The 26,878-nt window shown below is 39.4% G+C and carries 23 protein-coding genes; all 23 read right to left on the reverse strand.

Annotated features, from left to right (window positions below; genetic code table 11):
- The 23 genes from miaB to LJC66_RS20990 all read right to left on the reverse strand — a co-directional run bounded on the left by miaB (position 1) and on the right by LJC66_RS20990 (position 26,744).
- Positions 1-1,530 carry a tRNA (N6-isopentenyl adenosine(37)-C2)-methylthiotransferase MiaB gene (gene miaB, locus LJC66_RS20880; protein ID WP_230933481.1) on the reverse strand — a complete coding sequence of 510 codons (1,530 nt, stop codon included), beginning with the start codon at positions 1,528-1,530 and terminating at the stop codon, positions 1-3.
- Between the two features lie 548 nt (positions 1,531-2,078).
- A complete protein-coding gene (locus tag LJC66_RS20885) occupies positions 2,079-2,945 on the reverse strand; it encodes a 2-oxoacid:ferredoxin oxidoreductase subunit beta (protein WP_013058799.1) in 867 nt (288 codons plus the stop codon).
- Positions 2,932-4,689 carry a 2-oxoacid:acceptor oxidoreductase subunit alpha gene (locus LJC66_RS20890; protein WP_195696009.1) on the reverse strand — a complete coding sequence of 586 codons (1,758 nt, stop codon included), beginning with the start codon at positions 4,687-4,689 and terminating at the stop codon, positions 2,932-2,934. Before LJC66_RS20890 ends, LJC66_RS20885 begins: the two co-directional genes overlap by 14 nt.
- A 17-nt stretch (positions 4,690-4,706) precedes the next feature.
- A complete protein-coding gene (locus LJC66_RS20895) occupies positions 4,707-4,883 on the reverse strand; it encodes a hypothetical protein (protein WP_155660653.1) in 177 nt (58 codons plus the stop codon).
- A gap of 184 nt (positions 4,884-5,067) precedes the next feature.
- Entirely contained in the window at positions 5,068-5,985 is a 918-nt protein-coding gene (locus LJC66_RS20900) for a dipeptidase (protein ID WP_195696008.1), read from the reverse strand.
- 75 nt (positions 5,986-6,060) lie between these two features.
- On the reverse strand, positions 6,061-6,321 hold the full coding sequence (gene spoVS, locus LJC66_RS20905; protein ID WP_003181955.1) for a stage V sporulation protein SpoVS: 261 nt from the start codon (positions 6,319-6,321) through the stop codon (positions 6,061-6,063).
- 223 nt (positions 6,322-6,544) lie between these two features.
- Positions 6,545-7,342 carry a TIGR00282 family metallophosphoesterase gene (locus LJC66_RS20910; RefSeq protein ID WP_025750269.1) on the reverse strand — a complete coding sequence of 266 codons (798 nt, stop codon included), beginning with the start codon at positions 7,340-7,342 and terminating at the stop codon, positions 6,545-6,547.
- 81 nt (positions 7,343-7,423) lie between these two features.
- Positions 7,424-8,983, reverse strand: a complete 1,560-nt coding sequence (gene rny / locus LJC66_RS20915; protein ID WP_013058803.1) for a ribonuclease Y — start codon at positions 8,981-8,983, stop codon at positions 7,424-7,426.
- A 280-nt stretch (positions 8,984-9,263) separates the two neighbouring features.
- Positions 9,264-10,301: a recombinase RecA gene (gene recA, locus LJC66_RS20920; protein WP_013058804.1), complete on the reverse strand. Its 1,038-nt coding sequence runs from the start codon at positions 10,299-10,301 to the stop codon at positions 9,264-9,266.
- 199 nt (positions 10,302-10,500) lie between these two features.
- Positions 10,501-11,742 carry a competence/damage-inducible protein A gene (locus LJC66_RS20925; protein WP_028410856.1) on the reverse strand — a complete coding sequence of 414 codons (1,242 nt, stop codon included), beginning with the start codon at positions 11,740-11,742 and terminating at the stop codon, positions 10,501-10,503.
- 16 nt (positions 11,743-11,758) lie between these two features.
- Positions 11,759-12,343: a CDP-diacylglycerol--glycerol-3-phosphate 3-phosphatidyltransferase gene (gene pgsA, locus LJC66_RS20930; RefSeq protein ID WP_013058806.1), complete on the reverse strand. Its 585-nt coding sequence runs from the start codon at positions 12,341-12,343 to the stop codon at positions 11,759-11,761.
- A 144-nt stretch (positions 12,344-12,487) separates the two neighbouring features.
- On the reverse strand, positions 12,488-13,462 hold the full coding sequence (locus tag LJC66_RS20935; protein ID WP_230933482.1) for a helix-turn-helix domain-containing protein: 975 nt from the start codon (positions 13,460-13,462) through the stop codon (positions 12,488-12,490).
- A gap of 12 nt (positions 13,463-13,474) precedes the next feature.
- A complete protein-coding gene (locus LJC66_RS20940) occupies positions 13,475-14,266 on the reverse strand; it encodes a DUF3388 domain-containing protein (protein WP_013058808.1) in 792 nt (263 codons plus the stop codon).
- Positions 14,267-14,479: 213 nt separating this feature from the next.
- Positions 14,480-14,740, reverse strand: a complete 261-nt coding sequence (locus tag LJC66_RS20945) for a DUF3243 domain-containing protein (protein WP_013058809.1) — start codon at positions 14,738-14,740, stop codon at positions 14,480-14,482.
- Positions 14,741-14,805: 65 nt separating this feature from the next.
- Positions 14,806-15,531: an elongation factor P 5-aminopentanone reductase gene (gene ymfI / locus LJC66_RS20950; protein WP_195696004.1), complete on the reverse strand. Its 726-nt coding sequence runs from the start codon at positions 15,529-15,531 to the stop codon at positions 14,806-14,808.
- 63 nt (positions 15,532-15,594) lie between these two features.
- On the reverse strand, positions 15,595-16,878 hold the full coding sequence (yfmH, locus tag LJC66_RS20955) for an EF-P 5-aminopentanol modification-associated protein YfmH (protein ID WP_025750276.1): 1,284 nt from the start codon (positions 16,876-16,878) through the stop codon (positions 15,595-15,597).
- The gene (gene yfmF / locus LJC66_RS20960) at positions 16,865-18,160 is read right to left on the reverse strand and encodes an EF-P 5-aminopentanol modification-associated protein YfmF (RefSeq protein ID WP_195696003.1); all 1,296 of its coding nucleotides are present in this window, start codon (positions 18,158-18,160) and stop codon (positions 16,865-16,867) included. The genes yfmH and yfmF overlap by 14 nt, the downstream gene beginning before the upstream one ends.
- Positions 18,161-18,418: 258 nt before the next feature.
- Complete coding sequence (locus LJC66_RS20965; protein ID WP_013084750.1) at positions 18,419-19,378, reverse strand: ABC transporter permease; 960 nt, start codon at positions 19,376-19,378, stop codon at positions 18,419-18,421.
- Positions 19,375-20,436 carry an ABC transporter permease gene (locus tag LJC66_RS20970; protein ID WP_195696002.1) on the reverse strand — a complete coding sequence of 354 codons (1,062 nt, stop codon included), beginning with the start codon at positions 20,434-20,436 and terminating at the stop codon, positions 19,375-19,377. Before LJC66_RS20970 ends, LJC66_RS20965 begins: the two co-directional genes overlap by 4 nt.
- Positions 20,433-21,962 (reverse strand): ABC transporter ATP-binding protein, encoded by a 1,530-nt coding sequence (locus tag LJC66_RS20975; RefSeq protein ID WP_195696001.1) that lies wholly within the window; start codon positions 21,960-21,962, stop codon positions 20,433-20,435. The genes LJC66_RS20970 and LJC66_RS20975 overlap by 4 nt, the downstream gene beginning before the upstream one ends.
- 119 nt (positions 21,963-22,081) lie before the next feature.
- On the reverse strand, positions 22,082-23,170 hold the full coding sequence (locus tag LJC66_RS20980; RefSeq protein ID WP_230933483.1) for a BMP family lipoprotein: 1,089 nt from the start codon (positions 23,168-23,170) through the stop codon (positions 22,082-22,084).
- Between the two features lie 133 nt (positions 23,171-23,303).
- The gene (locus tag LJC66_RS20985; protein ID WP_230933484.1) at positions 23,304-24,029 is read right to left on the reverse strand and encodes a GntR family transcriptional regulator; all 726 of its coding nucleotides are present in this window, start codon (positions 24,027-24,029) and stop codon (positions 23,304-23,306) included.
- 357 nt (positions 24,030-24,386) lie between these two features.
- Positions 24,387-26,744, reverse strand: coding sequence for an FtsK/SpoIIIE family DNA translocase (locus LJC66_RS20990; protein ID WP_230933485.1), 2,358 nt, complete (start codon positions 26,742-26,744; stop codon positions 24,387-24,389).
- Positions 26,745-26,878: the final 134 nt, after the last annotated feature.

Genomic DNA, 26,878 nt, shown 5'->3' on the forward strand with positions numbered 1-26,878 from the left:
TTACTTCACCTCTGCTGTTTCTTCTACCATTTCCCCGTTTAGCGTCCATGTTTTGGCTTTTGTAACTTTTACTTTTACAAGTTGCCCAATCACTGACTTAGGTGCTTTGAAGTTTACAAGCTTACTTTTTTCCGTGTAGCCTGCTAATACTTCCGAATTATTTTTACTTTCACCTTCTACTAATACTTCGACAACTTTACCTTCATATTCCTTCAATTTCTTTGCAGAAATTTCATTTACAAGAGCATTTAAGCGCTGAAGGCGCTCTTTTTTCACTTCCATTGGTACATTGTCTTGCATCTTAGCAGCTGGCGTACCTTCACGAGGTGAATAGATAAATGTATAAGCACTATCGAATTCAACCTCACGATATAGTGACATTGTTTCTTCAAACTGCTCATCCGTTTCATTTGGGAAACCAACAATAATATCAGTTGTTAATGATGCTGTTGGAATGGCTTCTTTAATTTTACGAACAAGCTCTAAATAATGTTCACGAGAATATTTTCGTGCCATAATTTTTAAGATATCGCTGCTTCCTGATTGAACAGGCAAGTGAATGTGGTCGACAAGATTTCCGCCTTTAGCAAGAACTTCAATTAAACGGTCATCAAAGTCACGAGGATGACTTGTTGTAAAACGGATACGAGCAACGTCAATTTTACGGATTTCGTCCATTAAGTCGCCTAAGCCGTACGTGATGTCTTCAAAATCTTTTCCGTACGCATTAACATTTTGACCTAAAAGCGTAATTTCTTTGTAGCCTTGAGCAGCTAAATGACGTACTTCTTGGATAATGTCTTCTGGACGGCGGCTTCGTTCTTTTCCTCGCGTATACGGAACGATACAGTACGTACAGAACTTGTCACAGCCGTACATGATGTTAACCCATGCTTTGACGCTGCCTTTACGTGCTCTTGGAAGGTTTTCAATAACGTCCCCTTCTTTAGACCATACTTCAATCACCATTTCTTTTGCTAAGTATGCTTCGTTTAAAATGTGAGGCAAACGGTGAATGTTGTGTGTACCAAAAATCATATCCACGTGCTGATGTTTTTGTAAAATTTTATTTACAACTGACTCTTCTTGAGACATACATCCGCAGACGCCGATCAATAGCTCAGGGCGCTCGCGCTTTAAGGCCTTCAAGTGTCCTAATTCACCAAACACTTTATTTTCCGCATTTTCACGGATCGCACACGTATTCAATAAAATAACATGAGCATCTTCAACAGAGTCAGTTGGCTCGTAGCCAAGGCCTAGAAAAATACCAGCCATTACTTCTGTATCGTGCTCATTCATTTGACAGCCGTACGTACGGATATAAAACTTGCGTCCCTGTCCCATTCCGTGAAACTGTTCATCGATTGCAAAATCATTGTGATAGGAAACTTCTTCTTTTCCTCGTTTTTTCGCATCTTTTAAAGAAGGTGGCATGTATACTGTTTGAAAATATTTGCTGTAATCCTTTTCGGATTTTTTGTCCGCTGGATTAACTTGGTTGCTTTCTAAACGTTGTTTTTCGTTCATAAAAAAATCTCCTTTCGCCATGACAATTGTCACGTTGCACCTGTAAATCGCAAAAAAATGTGACAGCTTTATGCTTATGCATAAAACTCATCACATTAACATAGTATATAACTTTCAAGTAGCGAACACAATCATATACCTATTTTCTATACCTGTTTCGTTAAAATTTCATTCGACTTTCGAAACATTTATTAAATCACAAAAAGAGATTGATACATAACTCAATTAATCTATTTTAGAGACGAACAAATGGTATAAAAGAGTTCATGTAAATCGCTCATTCCACCCCTGTTGATTTCCGTGCAAGCCTTCGCTTTCCGCGAGCAGCCGATGAGCTTCCTTGTCGCTCCCGCGAGTTCTCACCTATTTCCCTTTTCCCGCAAGGGCCTTCACCTTACTCTCCACTCAACAGCCAGAAGCCACCACCTATATGAAACCTACGTTCGCTATTACTATGAAAAAATCCGAACGAGTTGGATTCTCCATCAAGAATCTCAGTTCACCGTTCGGATTTTCCCTCTACTAAACTGCTTTTATTGCAGCCTCTTTTACATAAATTCAGCTACTAGCTCATCAAATTTTTCCTCAGTCATACCTAAGTCTGCTTTTGACAGCGGCTCTTCACTATAACCATGAACAAGCTGCTGATACGACGGCTGATGCGCATTTTGATAAATAAGCCCTGTTACTAACCCGTTATGCTCCATTAACGTCTGCATAGCTTGCATACGATTGTTTGCATCATAACCTTCAATTGTGCTAAGACTAGTTAGGTTTTCTTTAAACCAATCATACGTGTTCACTTTGTTATACGTTACGCACGGGCTAAATACGTTAATTAAAGAAAAACCTTTATGCTGGATGCCTTGTTCAATTAAGCTTGTTAACTCTTTTAAATTCGTTGAAAAGCTTTGCGCCACAAACGTTGCTCCAGAAGTTAACGCAAGCTCCATAACAGATAAAGACGACTCGATTGATCCTTCAGGCGTACTTTTTGTCTTGAATCCTACTTCACTGCGAGGAGATGTTTGTCCTTTTGTTAAACCGTAGATTTGGTTATCCATTACGATATACGTTACATCGATGTTTCGGCGAATCGCATGTACCGTGTGTCCCATACCGATAGCAAACCCATCTCCATCACCGCCAGATGCGATAACGGTTAAGTCACGATTAGCCATTTTTACACCTTGAGCGATTGGAAGCGCACGTCCGTGAATACCGTGAAAACCATATGAATTAATATAACCAGAGATACGTCCAGAACATCCAATACCTGAAATAACAGCAAGCTCATGAGGTTCTAAACCTACGTTAGCAGATGCGCGTTGAATAGCTGCTTGTACGGAGAAATCTCCACACCCCGGACACCAGTTAGGTTTTACACTGTTACGAAAATCTTTAAACGTTGCCATTTAACACAAACATCTCCTTACTTTTTGCGTATACTTCTTGCGGAAGAAATGGATTTCCATCATACTTCAATACGCTTTGAATTTTATCATGACTTGCAATATTCATTTTTAAAATATTAGCAAGCTGTCCAGTAGCATTGTTTTCAACGACGACTACTTTTTTAGCTCCTTGCACGTAAGGAAGCAGTTCGTCAGCTGGGAAAGGATGAATCAAACGAATGTGAGCGTGATTTACTTTTATACCGTCCTGCTCCAAACGTTCCATTGCCTCTTCAATGACTCCACGCGTCGAATTAAATCCAACAAATAAAATATCAGACTCTTTTTCATGAGAGTGAACATGAATTGGCGTATTAAAACGAATTCCTTTTGTTTTACGAAGACGCTTATTCATTTGATCATCGCGGTTCACCGGAGATTCAGATGGCTTTCCTGTCTCATCATGTTCTACTCCCGTCACGTGATGAATACCATGCTTCATTCCTGGAATGACGCGTGGTGATACGCCGTCTTCTGTTACGCGGTAGCGCTTGTAATATTGTTTTTCTTCCAGCTCTTCTAGCTCTTCTTGCTGAAGCTTACCGCGGCGGATTTCAACGCGGTTATAGTCAAGCGGTTCTACTGATTGCTTCCCAAGTGAAAGCTGTAAATCCGTTAGCATAATAACTGGACACTGATATTCTTCTGCTAAGTTAAACGCTTCAATCGTATCGTAGAATGCTTCTTCAACCGTACTTGGCGCCATGACAATCTTCGGAATTTCACCGTGCGTACCGTAAATCATGGCCATTAAATCAGACTGTTCTTGCTTAGTTGGAAGCCCTGTACTTGGACCGCCGCGCTGCGTATCGATAATCACAACAGGCTGCTCAGTGATGCCCGCTAATCCAATCGACTCCATCATTAATGATAGGCCAGGTCCAGCTGATGCTGTCAGCGCACGTACGCCTGCATAGTTAGCTCCGATAGCCATCGTACATGCTGCGATTTCATCTTCTGTTTGAATAACGGTTCCACCGAATTGAGGAAGCTTTTTAATTAAGTATTCCATGATTTCCGAAGCAGGGGTAATTGGATATGCTGGCATAAAACGAGCCCCACCGGCTAAAGCGCCTAGCGCAATCGCATCGTTTCCAATCATAAACATACGTTTTTTACCATCCGCTGGATTTAGTTTCATGGTTTCTAACTGTTCGCCTAGCTGTTCACGAATGTAATCTGCACCTTTTTTAATAGCTTCCATGTTTTTTTGTACAACTTTTTGGCCCTTTTTACCGAAGATTTCAAGCACTACTTCTTCAAATACTTCTGTGTCAATATGAAGCACAGCACTTGAAGCGCCTACAGCAACCATGTTCTTCATTAGCGACGTTCCTAATTCCGTTGCAATTTCCGTAAACGGAACAGCATATAGCGTAGCAGTTGTACATGTTTCGGGCAGACTTGGGTTGAATTTCGCATCTGCAATTACAACGCCTCCTACGCGCAGCTCATGGACGTTTACATCGATTGTTTCCTGATCGAACGCAACTAAAATATCCAAATCATCTGACACAGATCGAACCTGAGTTGTACTCACTCGAATCTTATTATTTGTATGTCCACCTTTGATACGAGAAGAAAAATGACGATAGCCGTATAAGTAATAACCTAATCGATTTAAAGCGGTTGAAAAGATTTCTCCCGTACTTTCGATTCCCTCACCCTGCTGTCCGCCAACTTTCCATGAAAGTTGCTGTACCATAAATCAACGCCACTCCTTTAATTGCTCATAATATAGAAATCTATTTTATTGATAAAAACTGAAAAAAGTAAATTAGCAAACGATTTCATTTGCTTCTGCATTTCACCAACCAAAATCATCTGCAAAACTCCCACAGCACCTTGTCGCTGTGCAGGATACGTTTCTGCTTGAGCAGCTCCATAATCCGTTTTCAATTTTATTCCGATTGCCAGAAAAATGCAACCCTTTCCATTGAATTCTCAATCGTTTTAATTATATTTATATTTAATGAATAAGATGAAGTTTTTTAATGATCTTTTCTGCCTTCACATGAGGCATTATTATATAAATAATTTCTATAAAAAAGAGCTTTTCCAAGAAGAAAAAGCTCTTTTTTTATTAGCTGCATACACGATCAGCAAAGTTTTGAAACAGAAAGCGTTTTACCTGCTCTTCAGTGTAATGCTTAAGGAGTTCTTCGATTAAATTCGTATACTGTTCATATCTTCCGAGACGATGAACCGTTTTGTCAATGCCATCAAAGTCCGAACCAAAACCAACGGCGTATTCGCCTCCCCTTTCACACATGTAATCAAGATGACGAATCACATCCGTTATTTGTGCTTTGGCAGAACTCGTTAAAAATTCAGGCACAAACGTAATGCCAATCACGCCGTTTCGCTTTATTAAAGCATGAATTTGATCGTCTCTTAAATTCCGGGGATGAGAACACAATACGTGCGAATTGGAATGAGTAGCCACTACATATTGCGCTAGCTCAATCACATCCCAAAAACCTCTTACCGATAAATGAGAGACATCCGTCCACACTTTATGTTCATTATTCAATTCAACAACTTCTCTTCCAAAAGAAGATAACCCCGCGCCTCGAGGTTCTAAAATCCCGTCACACACGGCATTGCTGTAATTCCATGTCAAACCTACTGAGCGCACACCCAGTGAAAAAAGCGTCTTTAAGCGAACTAAACTTGTATCAATGGCATCGCAGCCTTCAAGCGTCAGCATTGCTCCTATTTCACCTTTTTTCAAGCTATCTATATCGCGTTTTGAACGAACCCATTTCACATCGGGAAGCGATAAAATATGACTCTGAAACAGCTGGATCATTTCTAACGCAACATCAAAGCGCTGAGCTGCGGGAACCGCTTCTGGAATATAAATAGCGAATAGCTGAACTTTCCCTTTTGCTTTCTTTATTCCTTCTAACGTCACATGCAGCGCTGAATCATATGTAAAAGATAAACGTTTATTTAACCAGAGTTTCATCAATACATCACAATGAGCATCAAATACCACAACCCACACCCCTTTAACTCTATACAAAAAGGACCTGTTTGGCTTCTATGCTTTACAGGTCCGTGGTTTTTATAATTATCGCGGCTCTACAATTAATTTAATGGCTGTTCGCTCTTCTCCATCAATTTGAATATCTGTAAAAGCTGGGATGCAGATTAAATCAACCCCACTTGGTGCAACGAACCCTCTTGCGATTGCTACAGCTTTTACTGCTTGATTAAGCGCCCCGGCCCCAATGGCTTGAATTTCTGCTGCGCCGCGTTCGCGCAGTACGCCTGCTAAGGCACCAGCAACTGAATTTGGATTAGACTTTGCTGAAACTTTTAATATTTCCATATCTAGCTCCTCCTTATTCTTTACAATGTATGATGAGAGATCATTAGACCAATGACTTAATTGATTTCAATGTTACTATATTCACGATATGTCAAACGTATTCCTGCTTGTTTTTCCTAAATATTCAAAAACTTATATTTCTACACCTTTCTTTTTTCTTTTTACGTTTTTGACAAAATAAAAAAGCCAACGTATCGTCTTTCGACACATTGACTTTTTCCCTTTATTCAAAAAACGGATGGTCTTCGTTAATTAAAATCCGCTCTGTTTTTGTTGCTTTCCCCGTCTTTTGATCAATATCAATAACGATTCCACTAAGCTGCGTTCTTCCTTCTTTTGGCACTTCAAATCGAACAGGAAGAGACGTTAAAAAACGCTTAATAACAGCTTCGCGCTCCATCCCTAAAATGCCGTCATATGGTCCCGTCATTCCTACGTCAGAGATGTAAGCTGTTCCTTTTGGCAATATACGATTGTCAGCTGTTTGAACGTGCGTGTGAGTGCCGACAACAGCGCTGACACGACCGTCCACATACCAGCTAATCGCTTGCTTTTCACTTGTTGTTTCAGCATGAAAATCAATAAAAATAAGCGAAGTGCGCTGACGTGCTTCTTCAATCAGTTCATCTGCTTTTTGAAATGGACAATCAAGCGGGGCCATAAACGTGCGCCCTTGTAAATTAATCACGGCTACCTCAAGCTGATTATACGTAAAATACGTAATTCCCTTGCCCGGTGTACCTTCAGGAAAATTAGCAGGACGAACAAGATTTTTTGCATCGTCAATAAAATCAAAAATTTCACGTTTGTCCCACGCGTGGTTACCAAGGGTAATAATGTTAGCCCCTGCTTGCAAGAACTGACGATAAATCTTTTCAGTAATGCCTTTTCCTGAAGCTGCATTTTCTCCATTCACAATTGTAAGTCCCGGAGAGTATTTTCTTTTTAATCTTGGTAAATATTCTTCAACCATTTCACGGCCTGGAGAACCAACTACGTCTCCAATAAATAAAATTCTCATGTAAAAGCTCCTATACTTCATTCTTAATCTGCATCTTCATCTCTACGAAAAAAAATAAAGTGGCGAAACGCCACTTCATTTTTATTTTGCATACTCTACTGCTCTTGTTTCACGAATAACGGTTACTTTGATGTGGCCAGGATAATCCAGCTCATCTTCAATTCGTTTTCGGATATCTCGAGCAAGTCGATGCGCTTCTAGATCACCAATCGTATCTGGTTTCACCATAATACGAACTTCACGCCCTGCTTGAATCGCAAATGATTTTTCAACGCCTTCATAAGACTCTGAAATTTCTTCTAACTTTTCAAGACGACGAATGTAGTTTTCTAACGTCTCACTACGAGCACCTGGTCTTGCAGCAGATAATGCATCCGCTGCTGCAACTAGTACAGCAATGATTGATGTTGGTTCTGTATCTCCATGGTGAGAAGCAATCGCGTTAATAACAACCGGATGTTCTTTATACTTTGTAGCTAATTCAACACCGATTTCTACGTGACTTCCTTCTACCTCATGATCAATCGCTTTACCAATATCATGTAACAATCCTGCTCGTTTGGCTAACGTTTCATCTTCACCTAATTCAGCAGCCATAAGTCCTGATAAATGCGCTACTTCCATCGAATGTTTCAGCACATTTTGACCATAGCTTGTTCTGAATTTTAAGCGACCAAGAATTTTCATCAAGTCTGGGTGCAACCCGTGAACACCGACTTCAAACGTCGTTTGTTCACCAACTTCACGAATATATTCGTCCACTTCACGGCGAGATTTTTCAACCATTTCTTCAATACGCGCGGGATGGATACGACCATCTTGAACGAGTTTATCAAGTGCAATTCTTGCTGTCTCACGACGAATTGGGTCAAATCCTGATAAAATAACTGCTTCTGGCGTATCATCAATAATAAGATCAATTCCTGTCAAAGTTTCAAGCGTACGGATGTTTCGACCTTCTCGACCGATAATTCGGCCTTTCATTTCGTCATTTGGCAAGTTAACAACTGAGACAGTCGTTTCAGCAACATGATCTGCTGCGCAACGCTGAATAGCAAGTGAAAGAATTTCTTTCGCCTTTTTATCGGCGTCTTCTTTTGCACGGTTTTCTGTTTCTTTTACCATTATTGCAATGTCGTGGGAAAGTTCATTTTCAACACGATCTAAAATAATCGCTCTTGCATCTTCTCTTGTTAAGCTTGAAATGCGCTCTAGCTCTGTTTGCTGTGCACGTACTACTTCTTCAACTTTGCTTTCCATCTCTTCAATATGCTGTTGTTTAACAGTAAGAGAATCATCTTTCTTTTCAAGTAACGCTTCACGTTTATCAAGTGATTCGTCTTTACGATCAAGATTTTCCTCTTTTTGCATTAATCGATTTTCTTGTTTTTGAAGTTCTGCTCGACGATCACGAATATCTTGTTCTGCCTCTGTACGAAGCTGATGGATTTCATCCTTCGCTTCTAGTAAAGCTTCTTTTTTCAAAGCTTCCGCCTCGCGGGTTCCTTCATCAATAATTTGTTCTGCACTAGACTTTGCTCCCGCAATTTTAGCTTCAGCAATCGATTTACAAACAAAAAAGCCAACAACTGCACCGACGATTAGGCCAAGCAAAGCGAAGATGATTGTATTAGTATCCATCATTTCACCTCCCCTTGCTATAAACTTGTAAGTTTTAAATTTCATGTCGGCATGTACATCGTATTCACCTTTCAATATACACACAAAGGCTTTTAAACGCTAAAATGTTTTAAAAAGGGAAAATATACATCTTAATTGTAAATCTGTGCATTTTTATTGTCAAGCCTGCCTCTACAGTATATATTGAAATTTCGTATGTTACTTTTCTAGCATTAACAATTTTTACAAAAAAAAGACCCCTTCTTTGAAATAGAGGAGTCTTTTTTTATCTCGCAGCAAATTAAATATTTAAATCGCCTTGATCGTCATCCTCAGGAGCTGGCTCTCCATCTTGATCTAAACCATGATGTTCACGCACTTGTCCGGCAATTTCCTGACGAATATCAGTATTTTCTTTTAAGAATTGTTTTGCATTTTCACGACCTTGACCTAGACGCTCGTCATTATATGAATACCAAGATCCACTTTTTTGAACAATATCTAGTTCAGAAGCGATATCCAAAATTTCGCCCTCTTTTGAAATACCTTCTCCGTACATAATGTCTACTTCAGCAGCACGGAAAGGCGGAGCTACTTTGTTTTTCACAACTTTAATTCTTGTTTTGTTACCTACAATATCGTTTCCTTGCTTTAACTGCTCTGCACGACGCACTTCTAGACGCACTGAAGAATAGAATTTAAGCGCACGTCCACCAGGAGTTGTTTCAGGGTTACCAAACATAACGCCGACTTTTTCACGAATTTGGTTAATAAAGATAGCGATTGTTTTAGACTTGTTGATAGCTCCAGATAGTTTACGCAATGCTTGAGACATTAAACGAGCTTGTAGACCCACGTGAGAGTCTCCCATTTCTCCTTCAATTTCCGCTTTTGGCACTAATGCTGCTACTGAGTCAACAACAATAATATCTACTGCACCGCTTCGAACTAAAGCTTCAGCGATTTCTAAAGCTTGTTCTCCCGTATCAGGCTGAGATAATAATAGCTCATCAATATTCACACCTAATTTTTGAGCATATACAGGATCTAACGCGTGCTCCGCATCGATAAATGCAGCCTGTCCGCCCTGCTGTTGAACTTCTGCAATCGCATGAAGAGCAACTGTTGTTTTACCTGAGCTTTCTGGACCGTATACTTCAACTACACGTCCACGTGGATATCCACCTACACCTAAAGCTATATCTAACGCTAATGAACCACTTGGAATCGTAGAAATTCTTTTTTCCGTTTGTTCACCTAGTTTCATAATTGAACCTTTACCAAATTGCTTTTCAATTTGTTTTAAAGCCATATCAAGGGCTGCTTGACGATCGTTCACTCAATTTCCTCCTCTATCTCTTTGAAATCATCTATAAACTGCAAACTTACTACGATGTAGTAGCAATGTCGAATTAACAACTTTCTATAACTTACTATACTAGTTTTTGAGTCGTTTGACAAGCAAAAAGCGAATAAATGTTCGTTTATTATTTTATAAAAAAAAGGCTGTTTTGGAAAAACCAAACAGCCTTTTTTCTTTATTTCTTTATCATCTTTAATACGTAATGACAGCCATAATTAACCGTTCGTGAACGAATCCCCTGGCGGCTTCCGGATAGCTGCAGGCTGTAAACTTGAGGAGCTTGATCTTTATAGGCTACCCCTATATATACTGTTCCTACAGGATGTCCTTCTTGTTTGGAGGGCCCAGCTACACCTGTAAACCCGATGCCAATATCCGTTTTGTATAACTGTTGAATACGCTGAGCCATTTCAGCCGCGCACTGCTCGCTAACGGCTCCGTACTGATTCAACGTGTGTTCGCTCACTCCGAGAATATTTTGCTTGATTTCATAATGATAGGCGACCAGGCTGCCTTTTACAACTTCTCCAGCACCTGAAACAGTTGTTAAACGTTCGCTGAATAAACCGCCGGTTAAACTTTCGGCTGAAGCAATCGTTAATCCTTGTGCCGTTAATTCTTTTACCAATTCATTATGTAAAGAAGTTGCCTCGTATCCATATAAATACTCGCCTACGCGCTCTGAAATGGTTTTTTCCACTTCGTCTAACATGCGCTGTGCTTCAGCAGCATCAGCGTGCTTAGCAGTTAAGCGAAGCGTCACTTCCCCATCTCCTGCTAGCGGCGCAATCGTCGGGTTGGTTTGTGCATCAAGCAAATCTTCAATTTCCGTCTCAAGCTGCGATTCTCCTATTCCGAAAAAGCGAAGAACGCGTGATTCAATACTTTCTTTTAATTCAAGCTTTTGAGCTAAAAATTCTTGGCCATACGATTCATACATTGGATAAAGCTCTTTTGGAGGCCCTGGAAATAGCATATAGTGTTTTCCCTCTACTGTAAGCCCCATACCTGGAGCCATTCCGTAATCGTTTGGGAGCACTGCCGAACCTTCTAGCACAATTGCCTGTTTTTTATTGTTAGGTGTCATGATACGATTTGACTGTTTGAAATAGGCTTCAATGCTTTCAAGCGCTTCTGCATTTGTTGTCAGCTCTACTCCTAGCACACTCGCAATTGTTTCTTTTGTTAAATCATCTTTTGTAGGACCAAGCCCGCCTGTGAAAATAATTAACTCCGCACGCGTTTGAGCTGTAGCAATCACTTCTTTTAAGCGCTGTGCATTATCTCCTACTACCGTATGATAGTAAACATTAATTCCAAGTTCGGCTAATTTTTTCGATAAATACTGAGCGTTTGTATTGGCAATTTGTCCAAGCAGCAGCTCAGAGCCGACTCCAATAATTTCAGCGTTCATCATATCATCTCCATCTTACTTATTTTGAGTTAACAAAAGCCTGTTTGTTTTTAGCAAAGTAGTCCCAGCCTGAAATAACCGTAAAAATCACTGAGATCCAAAGCATTACGCTAGCAAATGGAATGGAAACCCATTCAAAAGGCAAGTTATACAACAGAATAGCTGAGATAGCTAAAATTTGAGTCCATGTTTTAATTTTACCTAACATATTTGCTGCTACAACTTCCCCTTCCCCTGCTAGTACAAGTCTTAAACCTGTGATAGCAAATTCACGGCTAATAATGATGATAGCAGCCCATCCTGCACCTGCAATTAAATCTAAGTCAACAATAGCTACAAGCGCAGCTGAAACCAATAGCTTGTCTGCTAGTGGATCTAAAAATTTGCCCAAGTTCGTGACTAAATCGTACTTTCGAGCATAGTATCCGTCTATCCAGTCTGTTGTAGATGCAATAATAAATAATGCTGCCCCTAATAGGTGAGCGATTGGAATTTCTTTTCCTGCTGCCTCCACTGTACCGAATGGTAGCGGCACCATCATAAAAATGAGGAATACGGGAATTAGAAAAATTCGCGAAATGGTAATCTTGTTTGGTAAATTCACTTCTTCTGCCTCCAATTACTGTTACAAACTGAAAGCGTGCAAACGAAGTTGTTTGCACGGCTTTGGTTTTATTATAGCGTGAATGAGTAATTAATTCACATATTATCTTTATTTACACCCTGATCACTTTTTAAAACAGGCTGTTTACTGTGCTTCTGCCGGCTGATATTGAATCGTTACAACTTGTCGAACTTGCTTGGATGAATCAAACGGCAAGTCAACCGCTTTTCCATTTACTTTTAACTCTACTCCAGGTGAATAACCGATGTTGACACGTGCTTCAGTTTCTTTCGTCAAATCAAATTCTTTTGTTTCACCTTTTTTTAGAATGGAGCTAAAGAAAGCATTTCCTTTTCCATTTTTCACATCTAACCAAGTATCTGCTTGAGTGGATGTTACTTCTAGATTAAATGCATCTGTACCGGAAAGAGCATACGTAGCACTTCTGCCTGTTTTTTGAACTTCCTTGTATTCTTGTTTACCGCTGTCTTTCTTTTCTTTTTCCGCTTTTTCTTTTGCGGCTTTTTCTTTTTCAGCTTTTTCTTTTTCTTTTTCTTGTTCTTTCTTATCAGCAGCACTTTGTTCATCTTCTGACTTGCTATTGTCATTTTTTGCAGTAGTTTCATTCGTTTCTTCCTGCGTGTTAGACTGCTGAACTTCGCTGTTTGGAGCTTCTTGGTTAGCCTGCTCCTTGTTTTTATCCGAGACGATATTTTGAGCGATTACCCAAATAATAATCCCAACAACTACAACTCCCGCCACCACTAGAACAGTTGGAAGGTAGTCATATGCTTTTGAAACTCCTTTTGTATGCTGAGGAATTTCTTTGCGGCTGCGAACGCGCGAAAGCTGCTGCGGCATGTCTTCTGTTTGAGTTGAAGGAATGTCTGATTTGTATTCTTCAAAAATAGCATCTGTGTCCAACCCAATTGCTTCGCAGTATTGCTTAATAAACGCTCGTACGTAAAATTTCCCAGGCATAACCTCATAATTGCCTTCTTCAATGCCAAGTAAATAGCGTTTTTGAATTTTCGTTAGTTTTTGTAAATCCTCTAACGACAATCCTTTGCTTTCTCGTTCTTGTCTTAACCTTTGTCCTAACTCTGTCAATGCTAACACCTACCAATTATGCTAAAAATCAAACATCGATAATCCACCGTCTTGAAACATTTGAGGACCTTCCATTATTTCATATGTAATTTTCTCATTGGGGTCGTTTCTTATTTCAATAATGTAGGCAAAATCATCTAACGAATACTCGGTATTTTGTACAAATACATCCGGATGCTCCACAATTTTTGTCGCGGGTACATTCATTACTTCTCGAACAAGCTGCCAGTGCTTTTCATTCGCTCGTTTTGTCGATACAATCCCGTCAATAATAAAAATATTATCAGCGTTGTATTCGTCAGCAATAAGCTGACTGCGAATCGTTTGTTTTAAGAGTGTAGAAGACACAAAAAGCCACCTTTTGTTCGCGCATACGCTAGCTGCTACAATGGATTCGGTTTTGCCTACTCGCGGCATACCTCGAATGCCGATAAGCTTATGACCGTCTTGTTTAAACAGTTCCGCCATAAAATCTACGAGCAAACCTAATTCATCTCTTACGAAACGGAACGTCTTTTTATCATCTGCGTCCCGCTGAATATAGCGACCGTGACGCACTGCTAACTTATCACGCAATTTAGGCGGTCTCATTTTTGTCACAATGATATTATCCATTGTTTTCAAAATAGATTCAAGCCTGTCTATTTGCTCATGTGAATCACAGCGCAGCAATAACCCACGGCGAATATCATCCACTCCATTAATTGTGACAATGTTAATTGACAACATTCCAAGAAGCGATGAAATATCACCTAAAAGACCCGGACGATTTTTTTGTATTTGATATTCTAAATACCACTCAATTTTCTCCATCAAACCCCTCCCATTTCTTGGCTGGCCTTCGAGAGGTGCCCCCTTTTTTTCACCTAGTTTAACTATAAATGATTTCCATTATATTATAAACCCTAAAGACAAGTAGTTCTACATTTGTTATGTATGTAAGCGCTTATTTATTTGTACTATTTAATTCTAAGAAAAAAGGAGCTTTCACACGCGGTGAATTAGCTCCTTTTTAGAAACGATAACTTATTTTACTGATCCGTTATTTTGAACTAATTTCACCATGCTGCTCGCAATCGCATGCTGCTCTTCTTTAGAAGCAACGCTCCAAAGGTCTGCTAAAATTCGCTCTTGATCATTTTTTGCATCAACTTGGTTTGCTAAATATCCACCAATTTGATAAGCAAGATCATGAATAACTTCCTCTTGCATTCCTTCGTTTTGCGCATGATGTAAACGGTCGCCTAAAAAATCTTTCCAGCTATCCCAGTTTTCTAATACTGACATGAGTAGCCCTCCTTAAGGTTTATTCATATCATAGTTTGTACCGTGTTTTTGATTTTATGCACACTTTATATGTACCAACCGCCATTAACCGATAATATTTGTCCCGTTATGTAGGAAGCTCGTGAAGATATTAAATATGAAACGGCATCTGCCACTTCTTTTGGATATCCTATTCTTCCTAAAGGGATCTCTTCAGCCAGCTCTTTAACCTCTTCTTTTGAATAGCTAGCCATCATATCCGTTTCAATCGCTCCGGGCGCAACTCCATTTACTCGAATCCCACTTAGTGCAACCTCTTTTGCCAAAGCTTTTACAAACGTATTTTGTGCACCTTTTACCATGGAATAAAGGACTTCAAATGAAGCTCCTGTAAGTCCCCAAATGGAAGAAATCATGATGATTTGTCCGCTTTTAGCACTAATCATTTTAGGTAATAAAGCTTTGGTAATAACAAAGGGCGCCGTGATGTGAAGATAGATCATTTCTTCAGTTTCTTTTGCCGGAGTATCTGTCATTAACCCGCTAACGCTTCGTCCGCTGTTATGAATAATAACCTCTACCGGAACAATAATTTCCTCTAAAAACTTCTCCACTCCCTCTTTGCATGATAAATCCGCTTGTACCGTAAACACGGTTTTTACCTTTTCCGCAAGCTCATGTGCAAGCGCCTCTATTCTGTCTCTTCGTTGATGGTAATGCAAAATAAGCGAATATCCTTCCTCAGCCAATTGCTTAGCAATCGCTGTGCCAATTCCTCCGCTTGCACCTGTCACAAGGGCAAATTTCTCCATAACCTTCTCTCCTTTACATGCAAAAAAGCTGATGAACATCAGCTTTTTTGGCAACAATCATCTTTATTTAGGTACTACTTCACAAACCGTAAAGTTCTTTTCATCAATAATCTCGTTTAGCACATCTTTTATTTCGTTCACCTTCAGTTTTTCCAGCGTTTCAACAATATCAAATAAATTCATATCATTAAATGCATAGCGTGTAAACTGATTAGCAATAAACTCAGGTGAGTTTAATGAACGTAAAAATCCGCCGATTTTCTTTTTACGGATACGCTCAAGCTCTTCTTCTGTTAGTGATTTTGTTTTCATTTCAAGTAAAATTTGTTTAACTCGATCATACAGCTGTTCGGGTTGGTCCGTATCTCCTCCGATAAGAGCAAAACCAAATCCTCTTTCCTCCGTATAATCATAAGCAAATGTTTCATCAATGAGCCCGTCTGCATATAACTCCTCATAGTACGAAGAACTTTTTCCAAATGCGTAATCTAAAATAATATTCATTGCTAACTCATATTTAAGCATTTCTCCACCTGAACGCTGCGGATTTTTCGCTTTTAGACCCACCATACATTTAGAAGACTGCACCGGCATTTTTAGTACTTGTTTTTCTTGATCCACCGTTTCAGGCTCTTCGTCAAAATGACGCTGTATGTCAGAGATTTCTTTATAATCTTTTTTCTGCTGATTGTCTCGAACTTGCTTCATTACCTTTTCCGCATCAACAGGACCTACAATGAACAACAGCATGTTGCTTGGATGGTAGAACGTTTCATAGCATGTATACAGCAAATCTTTATTAATATGTGAAATCGATTCAATCGTGCCGGCAATATCAATTTTAACAGGGTGGTTTTTGTACATATTTTGAATGGTGCCAAAATACAAGCGCCAGTCCGGATTGTCGTCATACATTGTAATTTCTTGACCGATAATGCCTTTTTCTTTTTCGACCGTTTTTTCTGAGAAGTACGGCTCTTGTACAAAATCCACTAATGTTTCAAGATTTTCTTCAAAATTTGACGTACAGCTGAATAAATAAGCTGTGCGCGTAAAAGAAGTAAATGCATTGGCCGAAGCACCTTGTTTACTAAACTGCTGAAAGACATCCCCGTCTTCTTTTTCAAATAATTTATGCTCTAAAAAGTGTGCGATTCCGTCCGGAACTTTTGTCATTTCATTTTCATTTAGCGGTACGAATTGATTGTCAATCGATCCATAGTTCGTTGTAAAGGTAGCAAACGTTTTGTTAAACTCCGGCTTTGGCAAAATATATACCTGCAGCCCATTGTCCATTTTTTCATGATACAGCTGTTCCTGAAGCTGCGAGAATTCAATTTTCTCCATTTTCTTCACCGCCCGTTCCTGTTAAGAAATAAATTGTATCCATTTCAATTTTCTCAGCCACTTTAATAATTTCCTGCTTAGATACCGCATCAATATGCTTTAAGTATTCGTCAATTGAAATGTCTTTGCCTGTTAATTCATTATGATACATAACCTCTACTAGTCCCCGTGGAGTATCCACCGTTTCAAGCAGCTGATTGTGAATGACGGCTTTTGTTTGAGCGATTTCGCCGTCTGTGAACGACCCTTGCTTCATCTCCTGCATTTGTTCTTTAATAATGGTAACGGCTTGGTCGTAATTTTTAGCATCAATACCCGACATGACCATCAGTAATCCCTTATGACTTTCTACCCTTGAAGCGGCATAATAGGCTAAGCTTGCTTTTTCACGCACATTGATAAATAGCTTAGAATGTGAGAAACCTCCGAATATACCGTTAAATACTTGCAGAGCAAAATACTGTCTATCTCCGTATACAACATTTGTGCGGTAGCCAATATTTAATTTCCCTTGTTTTACTTCTTGTTTTTCCACTACTTCATTTACTTTTGAGATATCTTTAGAGGTAATAGAATCTTCAATGTCTTTTTGCTCGCGCTTTGGTAAAGTAAATGTTTCTTTTACTGTTTGTAAAACCTCTTCGACTTGCAAATCTCCAATAGCATAAAGGTGAATGGCATCTTCTTTTAACACCTGCTGATAATAGGCGTACAAACTTTCACCTGTAATTTCTTCCACGTCGTCAATTTGACCGTTTACATGTAAAGAGTAAGGTTCTTCCTTACACATTTCTTCGACTAGTCTTAAATTAGCATAGCGCATTTTATCATCAAATACGGCTTGAATTCTCTGACGAAGCGAACGCTTTTCTTTTGTCATAATATCCTTTAAAAAAGAGTCCCCTTCAACTGCTGGCTTTAATAAAATATCGCCAAGAAGCGCTAACGCTTTTTGCAAAAGCGGAGTTGAATCTTTCAAATATTTTTCATTCGCTATATCAATGCGAACCGTAATATCGTGGTTATCACCTTTTTTTGTTAAGTCTACTTGTAAAGTAGCACCATAAAGCTCATCTAAATATGTACGAAGCTTTGTCGTAGACGGCAGCGACTCGGTAGCGCTTTGAAGCACATAAGGTAAAAGGGCACGCATTGTCACCGTTTTCTTATCTAAAGGGGCATTTAGTTTTAAAATGAACGTGTTTGTTTTGTACTTAGCTGTTTGAATGGTATGAACAGTCAATCCTTCTAGTTCATGTTTTTGTTCAGTCAATAATTTCATATATAAACCTCCTTTTAAATTTTGATGTATTAACTAGACAATACTTCTATTTTGAATCTTTAACGCTAATTTTAGTCTTATAACCACTATATCGAATTCAAGGAAACATTTTCAAGTAACTTGCCGCGCGCTTCCTCATTTCTTTTCATATTCTTTCTCTCAATGAAAAAAAGGCGGAGAAAAGAATATGATTTCTTTGTCTCCACCTTCTATATTTATCCAACTTTAGTCATTGTTAGACCTCGTATAGAGGATTTATTAGCGGCGGCCTTTTTCATAAGGAACGCCTAGCGCTTTAGGAGCCTCGGCACGTCCTACAAAACCAGTGAGTGCTAAGATTGTTAATACGTACGGTGCAATGGTTAAAAGGACGGATGGGATATCTTGAATAACCGGAATCTGAGCTCCCGTGATACTCAAAGACTGTGCTAATCCGAAAAACATCGCTGCACCTAAAGCACCAATAGGATGCCATTTTCCAAAAATCATAGCTGCAATAGCAAGGAACCCTTGTCCAGCAATCGTTCCCGCTGCAAAGTTTGTAGCGATAGACGTAGCATACACCGCTCCGCCGATTCCAGCGAACATGCCGGAAATCATAACGCCAACGTACCGCATTCTCACAACTTTGATCCCCATCGTGTCTGCTGCCATTGGGTGTTCACCAACTGAACGAAGACGAAGACCAAACGGCGTTTTATAAATGATGTACCATACAGCAAAAGCTAGCGCAATTGCAATATAAGACGTAATAGGAACATTCGAAAACAAAATTTTGCCGATTACTGGAATGTCTGATAGACCTGGAATACTTACTTTATCGATACGGAATTGGATAAAATCTGTTTGTCCTTTCCCAAAAATCTTTTTGATTAAAAAGATTGAAAGACCCGCAGCTAGAAAATTCAGCGCTACACCACTTACAGTTTGATCTGCTTTTAATGTAATACTTGCAACAGCATGAATCAGCGAAAACACAGCGCAAACAACAGCCGCAATTACTATCGCTACCCACGGGGCCCAAGCACCTAATGAATCCTGAAGTAAAAGGGTTGAAACAATACCTGTGAACGCGCCAAACATCATCAGCCCTTCTAATCCGATGTTCACGACCCCGGAACGTTCACTAAATATCCCTCCGAGCGCGGTAAAGATAAGCGGTGCAGCTGAATAAAGCGCCGCTGGAATAATAATGGCTAACACCTCTAAGAAGTTCATTTTGCTCCCCCCTTGCCTGCACGGCCAAGCACCCAGCGAATTAAATAACTAGATGCAACAAAAAAGATAATAAGCGCAATGACAATTTGAATTAATTCAGACGGTACACCTGTCATAAAGTTCATTTGAGGAGCCGCCGTTTGCATTCCTCCGAAAAAGAATGAAGCTAATAAAATTCCAATTGCGCTGTTAGCTCCTAAAAGGGCTACGGCGATACCGTCAAACCCCGTACCCGTAAACGCAGTGAATGTGCCCATATACTGAAATGTTCCAAGCCCTTCCATTGCCCCGGCAAGCCCGGCAAAAGCGCCTGAAATCGCCATGGATAAAACAATGTTTCGGCCTACATTCATTCCTGCATACTGTGAAGCATGTTGATTAAAACCAACAGCTCTTAGCTCGAAGCCCTTAGCTGTTTTATTCAAAATAAACCACATTACGACGGCTGCAGCGATGGTAATAAGAATGCCGTAATGAAGGCGAGAGTTATTGGTTAACTGTGCTAAAAAGCTTGATGCTAAAGATGCCGATTCTTTAATATCATACGATTTTTCATTACCCGCATATAAATACGTACGGATTAAGCTGCTCGTTGTATAAAGAGCAATATAGTTCATCATAATGGAAACAATTACTTCATGAACATGAAATTTTGCTTTCAAAAATCCTGGAATAAACGCCCAAACTGCTCCAGCTGCAGCTGCTGCTAATACAGCTAAAGGAATATGAATGACTGCTGGTAAATCAAACGCATACCCAACCCATACTGAAGCCAACCAGCCAACTAAAAGCTGTCCTTCTACTCCAATGTTAAAGAGACCGGTTTTATAAGCAAACGCAACCGCAATACCAGCCAGAGCAAGAGGAGTCATGGCACGAATCGTTTCGCCAATGGCTTTTGGCGTTCCAAACATCCCGTCAAAAAGAGATTGATAGCCAAGCATTGGATCATAGCCGCCTAGTAACATAATAACCGCTCCGGCAATGAGTCCTAATATGGCCGATACAACAGGGATCAAAATCATCATTACACGTTCATTTTTCACAAGTTTATTCATGCTGTTCCACCCGCTTTCTCACGCGTACCGCCTGCCATTAATAAGCCTAACTCTTGTTCATTCGTTTCTTTTGAATCTACAATGTCAACTATTTTCCCTTCATAAATAACCGCAATGCGATCGCTTAAATTTATTACTTCATCCAGTTCTAGCGAAACGAGCAGCACTGCCCGTCCTTTATCTCGTTCTTCAATCAGCTTTTTATGAATAAATTCAATGGCTCCTACATCCAGCCCCCTCGTTGGCTGAGCTGCAATTAATAGTTCCGGACTGCGGTCTACTTCACGGGCAATAATGGCTTTTTGCTGATTTCCGCCCGATAGCGATCGCGCTTGCGTATATTCACTAGGCGTTCGCACATCATATTCTGCAATTAACTCTTTTGCCTTTTTATACATCTCTTTATAATTCAAAATACCTGATTTAGACATCGGCTTTTGATAATACGTTTGAAGACCGATATTTTCACCAATTGTATAATCTAATACCAGTCCGTGCTTATGACGATCCTGCGGAATATGTCCTATTCCTGACTCCGTAATTTTACGAGTGGATAACGTAGACAGTTCTTGATGTTTTAATGTGATCGAACCCGACTTTATTTTTCTCAGACCCGTAATTGCCTCAATCAGCTCTGTTTGACCATTCCCATCTACACCCGCGATGCCTACAATTTCGCCTGCTCGAACGCTTAGATTAAGTGAACTTACAGCCTCTACTCCTCGGCTGTCTTCTACTACTAATTCCTTTATTGTTAACACAGCTTCTTTTGGAGTCGCTGTTTTCTTTTCAGTTTTAAAATGAACTTCTCTTCCTACCATTAAAGCAGCAAGTTCATCAGGGTTCGTTTCTTGCACATTTACCGTGCCAACTCCGACACCTTTTCGAATAATTGTACAGCGGTCGCACACTGACATAATTTCTTTTAATTTATGCGTAATTAAAATAATTGACTTTCCTTCTTGAATTAATTTTTTCATAATTTGAATTAATTCCGTAATTTCTTGAGGTGTTAAGGCAGCAGTAGGTTCATCAAAAATAAGAATATCGGCTCCTCTGTAAAGCGTCTTTAAAATTTCCACTCGTTGCTGCATGCCAACTGAGATATCTTGAATCTTCGCATATGGATCTACCGATAATCCATATTGATTTGAAAGCTCTTGAATATCTTGAGCTGCTTTTTTAATGTTGATTTTCCCCGTTCGCGTCGGTTCGTTCCCAAGAATAATATTTTCTGTTACTGTAAAGTTTTGAACGAGCATAAAATGCTGATGAACCATCCCAATCCCTAAGTCGTTCGCTACGTTAGGGTCCGTGATTTTGACTTCTTGGCCGTTTACACGAATCTGCCCTTTTTCAGGCTGATAAAGTCCAAATAAAACGTTCATCAGCGTTGACTTACCCGCACCATTTTCTCCTAACAAAGCATGAATTTCTCCCTTTTTCACTTGGAGTGTAATATTGTCATTAGCGACAATACCGGGAAACTCTTTGCGAATATCTAGCATTTCAATAACATATTCCACTGCTTTCACTCCCTATTCCTGCCTGTTACAGGATTCTGTCTTCGGTTTTTTGGCTATGAAAAAGGCTAGTTTTCACTAGCCTTTTATACTCATATAATCATTGCTTAACAGACGTCAGCTTATTTTTTAAGCGTTTTTTCAAACTCTTTAAATTCTTTATCCGTTTGAGGCACTGTAATGTCACCGTCTAGAATTTTTTGCTTATACTCATCAACTGCTTTTAACGCATCTTTGCTTACATTATCTTGTGATGGAGCAATTCCTACTCCGTCTTCTTTTAAGCCAAACACAACTTCTTTACCACCTGGGAATTTGTCGTCCATTGCTTTTTTAGCAACATCTTCTACAGCCAAGTCAACGCGTTTAACCATCGAAGTTAACGTTACGTTTTCAGGCATACCTTCTTCATGCTGATCGCGGTCAACTCCAATTACCCAAACCTTTTTGTCTTTCCCGCCTTTTGAACGGTTTTTAGCTTCTGTAAATACGCCGTTTCCAGTACCGCCAGCCGCTTGATAAATAATATCAGCGCCTTTGCTGTAAATAGTAGAAGCAATAGCCGAACCTTTTTCTGGAGAGTTAAAACTTTCTGCGTATTGAGAGATAACTTCAGCATCTGGGTTTACAGATTTAACACCTGCTTTAAATCCGTTTTCAAACTTCTTGATTAATGGAGATTCAACGCCTCCGATAAAGCCGATTTTGTTTGTTTTCGTTTGTTTAGCTGCCACTACACCTACTAAGAAAGAGCCTTGCTCTTCTTTAAATAGAATGCTTGCCACGTTATCTAAGTTCTCTGACTTTAGCGTATCGTCTACTAATGCAAAGTTAGCGGCTGGATACTGCTTTGCTGCTTTTTTAATATCTTCTTTTAACAAAAAGCCAATTCCATACGTCAAGTTGTAGCCACTCTCAGCAAATTTAGAAAGATTGCTCTCGTATTCAGACGCTTTTGTAGACTGCAAATACTTATATCCAGTCCCTTCATCAAGTCCGTTATCTTTCCCAAACTTTGTCAGACCTTCCCAAGCAGATTGGTTAAACGATTTATCATCTACCCCGCCCGTATCTGTTACCATTCCCACTTTAAAATCCGCCGCTTTTTTATCTCCGCCGCTCTTACCTGCGTCGTCTGAGCCACACGCACTTAAAAGTGTTCCTGCCGCTAATACTAGTGATAATGCAAGTCCCGTTTTACGTTTTAACATGTTTTAACCCCCTGAATAGTTTTAAAAGTATAAAGCCAATTTTCTATTTCGTCCTTGTGACCTACATTTGACACCTCCTTAAAAGGACAATGTTAAACAGTTGGAAATTTTCTGACATTTAACTACAAAAAAACTAGACGCGTTTACGCAGTACTTGGAAACTGAATTGATCTGCTTTAAAATAATTGATGGAATATAAAATGGGTTCATCATGCTGGTCATAATGCATTTGTTTCAGTACAAGCAAAGCGGTTTCTGGCTCGCATTGTAAAATAGGAGAAACTTTTTCATGATAGCCAAGAGGCTCAATGTTTGCCACGGCGTATGCAATGTGCTTTCCTGCTTGTTTTTCAAGAATTTCTAGCAAAGACTCTTGTTTATATTCGAAATTTTCAGGCAATATTCTTTGAGGAACCTTGTCCATGCAATATACAACCGGCTCTCCGTTTGCCGTTCTCACCCGTTCAACAAATAAAATCTGTTCGTCTTCCCCGCATGCAAAACGTGCTAAATCATTTTCAGACAACTCTTGTATTTGAGAAGATAAGAAGATTGTTCCAGCCTTCATACCGGCTTGTTCGATCATATGTGTTATACTATTTAATTGTTCAATCCCTGACAAAAAAGTAGGCTTCGTGTTGACAAATGTTCCCACGCCGTGTCTGCGAACAATAATATTCTCTTCTTCTAATATGCGAAGTGCCTCACGTAGCGTTGCGCGGCTAACCCCTAGCTGCTTTGATAAATCAAACTCTGAAGGGAGTCTTTCCTTTTCTTTAAAAATTCCTTTTTCTATATTTTGTTTAATTTTATCAATCACTTGTAAATACAAGTGCCGATTATCCGCACGTATAGACATCACTCTTCCTCCATATTAAAAAGTCATCAGACCTCTGATGTTCGACTACTTAATCGAAAATAATATATCATTTTTCGACAGATAAATAAATAGGTTATATTAATTTTTTATTAAAATTTTTAATATTTTTTTAAAAAAATGAATTTTTGTTATTTTTTAATGTCAGCATACCTAACAACCTGCTTTTCTTCTAATATTAGATAAAAACCAAACATTTTAGTCATTAAATTTTTTAATATTCGTTTTTATTTCATTTATTTAGCATGACATATTTTTGTATGATACTATTATTCCTCTCTTTCGTTTCATAAAAAAGATGACTTGCACATACGCAAGTCATCTTTTCTAGTAACATTATTAAGATCCAACATCCTCATTTTGCTGAGAAATCAGGACGGAACGCGGCTTACTTCCTTCATAAGGTCCCACCACTCCACGCTCTTCCATTGCATCGATTAAGCGTGCAGCCCGGTTATAGCCAATTCGAAAGCGTCGCTGCAGCATAGAAACAGAAGCTGTTTGCATTTCTGCTACAAGCTGTACCGCTTCGTCATATAGCTCATCTGCAAAATCATCAACTTGTTCAGGAGCATCGGTTGGAATCATTTCTTCTTGATACTGCGCTTTTTGCTGTGCAATTACAAAATCAACAATCTCTTCTACTTCTTCATCTGATAAAAAGGCACCTTGCACACGTACAGGTTTTGAAGCTCCAACAGGCATGAACAGCATATCTCCTCTTCCTAGAAGCTTTTCAGCTCCTCCCATATCTAAGATCGTACGAGAGTCAGTTTGTGAAGATACACTAAAAGCGATTCGGGAAGGAATGTTAGCTTTAATAACTCCCGTAATAACATCTACTGATGGTCGCTGTGTAGCAATAATCAAATGAATGCCGGCAGCACGAGCCATTTGAGCAAGACGTGTGATCGAATCTTCGACATCAGATGAAGCAACCATCATCAAGTCAGCCAACTCATCGACAATCACCACAATATAAGGAAGAGTCGGCTGTTTTGCATCCGCGTCTCCATCGTCATTCATACGTTTTACTAAATCGTTATATCCTTCAATGTTTCTCGTTCCGCTGTGTGAAAACAGCTCATAACGTCGCTCCATTTCATTTACAACTTTCTTTAAGGCTTGAGAAGCTTTTTTCGGATCCGTTACAACAGGAGCCAATAAATGCGGAATACCATTGTACATATTGAGCTCAACCATTTTAGGGTCGATCATCATTAATTTTACTTCATGAGGCTTTGTTCTCATTAAAATACTAATAATAATACCGTTGATACACACACTTTTTCCGCTTCCTGTTGCCCCTGCTACAAGCATATGAGGCATTTTATTAAGCTCTGCTAGCACCGCTTCGCCTGAAATATCTCTTCCTAAACCAACTAATAGCTTTTTATCCGGTCGGTTATTTTCAGTTGCTTCAAGTACTTCTCTAAGTGAAACCATCGCTACTTCTTCATTCGGCACTTCAATTCCTACCGCTGATTTCCCGGGAATTGGAGCTTCAATCCGAATATCTTTGGCAGCTAATGCAAGTGCTAGATCATCACTTAAATTAACAATCTTACTTACTTTTACTCCTACATCAGGATATACTTCATATTTTGTAACAGCTGGTCCAAGGTGAACTTTTGCCACTTTTGCTTTTACGCCGAAACTTTGAAACGTTTTTTCAAGTTTTTCGGCATTTTTATAAATGTTTTTATGCTCTTTTGCCTGGTTGCTTTTCTTTGGCATCGTTAATAGCTTGATAGGAGGAAGCTCATACTCTTTATTTTCCGTTTCAGTAAATGTAATCATAGGAGCTTTTTCTTCTTCCTGTTCCTTTTGCGGCCTTGGCTGTTGCGGTGCAGCAGCTACAGGCTTCGCTTCCACAACCGGCGGCACTGGAGTCATAGGAGCAGCAGGAGGTTGACTAGACTCTTCCTCTCCGTAGTCAAAGTGTTCAATAATTGGAGGCGAAGGTGCTTCTACTTCTATGTCCATGCTTTCTTCAGGTTCTTGAACAGCTTTTTCTTGGCGTCTCTTTTTTGTTGTTTTGGAAGCTTTTTTCTTTTTATGTTTCCACGTCTGAATATCTTGCCAACCTTCTTTTAACTCCGTTGTTAAAAAATTCACTAGAGGTGACAAAAGTTTTAATACCGTTTCGTGAAGCGAACGTCCGGTAATAAGCAGTACCCCAATCACAATAAGCAAGGCAGCGATAAGTTCTGTTCCTAAGCTATCAAATAGATAGTAGAACATAGCAAACATAATAGCTCCTATCATCCCTCCGCCTAAATCACTGTGATTCGATTGGCCCGTTGCTTCGAGCATATACAAATCCCACGTGTTCATAATGACAGACGGATCTGTAAACGTTCCGTTTTTTGATAAATTTTCAAATAACGTAACATGACTAAACAGTAAAATAGATAAAATAATGAGATATGTACCAATAAGCTGCCGCGTCACTAAAGGAGGCATTTCTCTTTTCCAAATAATATAAACAGATAGAATAGCCATTCCGATTAAACACAGCATATACCATTCGCCAATAAATAAGCGGACCACTAGTACAAGGGCCTGTCCTACAGCACCAAGTCCTGCCATGGCAATTAGTGTTAATGCTAATAAAAATAAGCCAATAAGCTCAAAGCGCAATATGCGTTTCCATTCATCCTTTTTTATTTGACCTCTTCGTTTTTTCTTTGCCATTTTTCCACTCCAATCAACGTCCAACACTCTATGTTGATTTTGTTTCTTTTATCAGTTGAATAAAAAAGCAGCCAATACAGCGGCTGCCTTCTTCATCATATTCATTATACCATATTCACCATAATTATACTGAA

The sequence above is a fragment of the Priestia sp. TSO9 genome (genome assembly GCF_021029645.1).
Taxonomy (GTDB): domain Bacteria; phylum Bacillota; class Bacilli; order Bacillales; family Bacillaceae_H; genus Priestia; species Priestia megaterium_E.

Coding starts and splice junctions, on each gene's coding strand:
- yfmH (WP_025750276.1), bottom strand. CDS start 16,878: ATGGAGAAAATTGAATTCTCGCAGCTTCAGGAACAGCTGTATCATGAA.
- LJC66_RS20925 (WP_028410856.1), bottom strand. CDS start 11,742: ATGATGAACGCTGAAATTATTGGAGTCGGCTCTGAGCTGCTGCTTGGA.
- miaB (WP_230933481.1), bottom strand. CDS start 1,530: ATGAACGAAAAACAACGTTTAGAAAGCAACCAAGTTAATCCAGCGGAC.
- spoVS (WP_003181955.1), bottom strand. CDS start 6,321: ATGGAAATATTAAAAGTTTCAGCAAAGTCTAATCCAAATTCAGTTGCT.
- LJC66_RS20940 (WP_013058808.1), bottom strand. CDS start 14,266: ATGGAGAAAATTGAGTGGTATTTAGAATATCAAATACAAAAAAATCGT.
- LJC66_RS20910 (WP_025750269.1), bottom strand. CDS start 7,342: ATGAGAATTTTATTTATTGGAGACGTAGTTGGTTCTCCAGGCCGTGAA.
- ymfI (WP_195696004.1), bottom strand. CDS start 15,531: ATGGAGAAATTTGCCCTTGTGACAGGTGCAAGCGGAGGAATTGGCACA.
- LJC66_RS20965 (WP_013084750.1), bottom strand. CDS start 19,378: ATGAACTTCTTAGAGGTGTTAGCCATTATTATTCCAGCGGCGCTTTAT.
- LJC66_RS20985 (WP_230933484.1), bottom strand. CDS start 24,029: ATGTCTATACGTGCGGATAATCGGCACTTGTATTTACAAGTGATTGAT.
- LJC66_RS20890 (WP_195696009.1), bottom strand. CDS start 4,689: ATGGTACAGCAACTTTCATGGAAAGTTGGCGGACAGCAGGGTGAGGGA.
- LJC66_RS20885 (WP_013058799.1), bottom strand. CDS start 2,945: ATGGCAACGTTTAAAGATTTTCGTAACAGTGTAAAACCTAACTGGTGT.
- rny (WP_013058803.1), bottom strand. CDS start 8,983: ATGGATACTAATACAATCATCTTCGCTTTGCTTGGCCTAATCGTCGGT.
- yfmF (WP_195696003.1), bottom strand. CDS start 18,160: ATGAAATTATTGACTGAACAAAAACATGAACTAGAAGGATTGACTGTT.
- LJC66_RS20990 (WP_230933485.1), bottom strand. CDS start 26,744: ATGGCAAAGAAAAAACGAAGAGGTCAAATAAAAAAGGATGAATGGAAA.
- LJC66_RS20980 (WP_230933483.1), bottom strand. CDS start 23,170: ATGTTAAAACGTAAAACGGGACTTGCATTATCACTAGTATTAGCGGCA.
- LJC66_RS20970 (WP_195696002.1), bottom strand. CDS start 20,436: ATGAATAAACTTGTGAAAAATGAACGTGTAATGATGATTTTGATCCCT.
- LJC66_RS20945 (WP_013058809.1), bottom strand. CDS start 14,740: ATGTCAGTATTAGAAAACTGGGATAGCTGGAAAGATTTTTTAGGCGAC.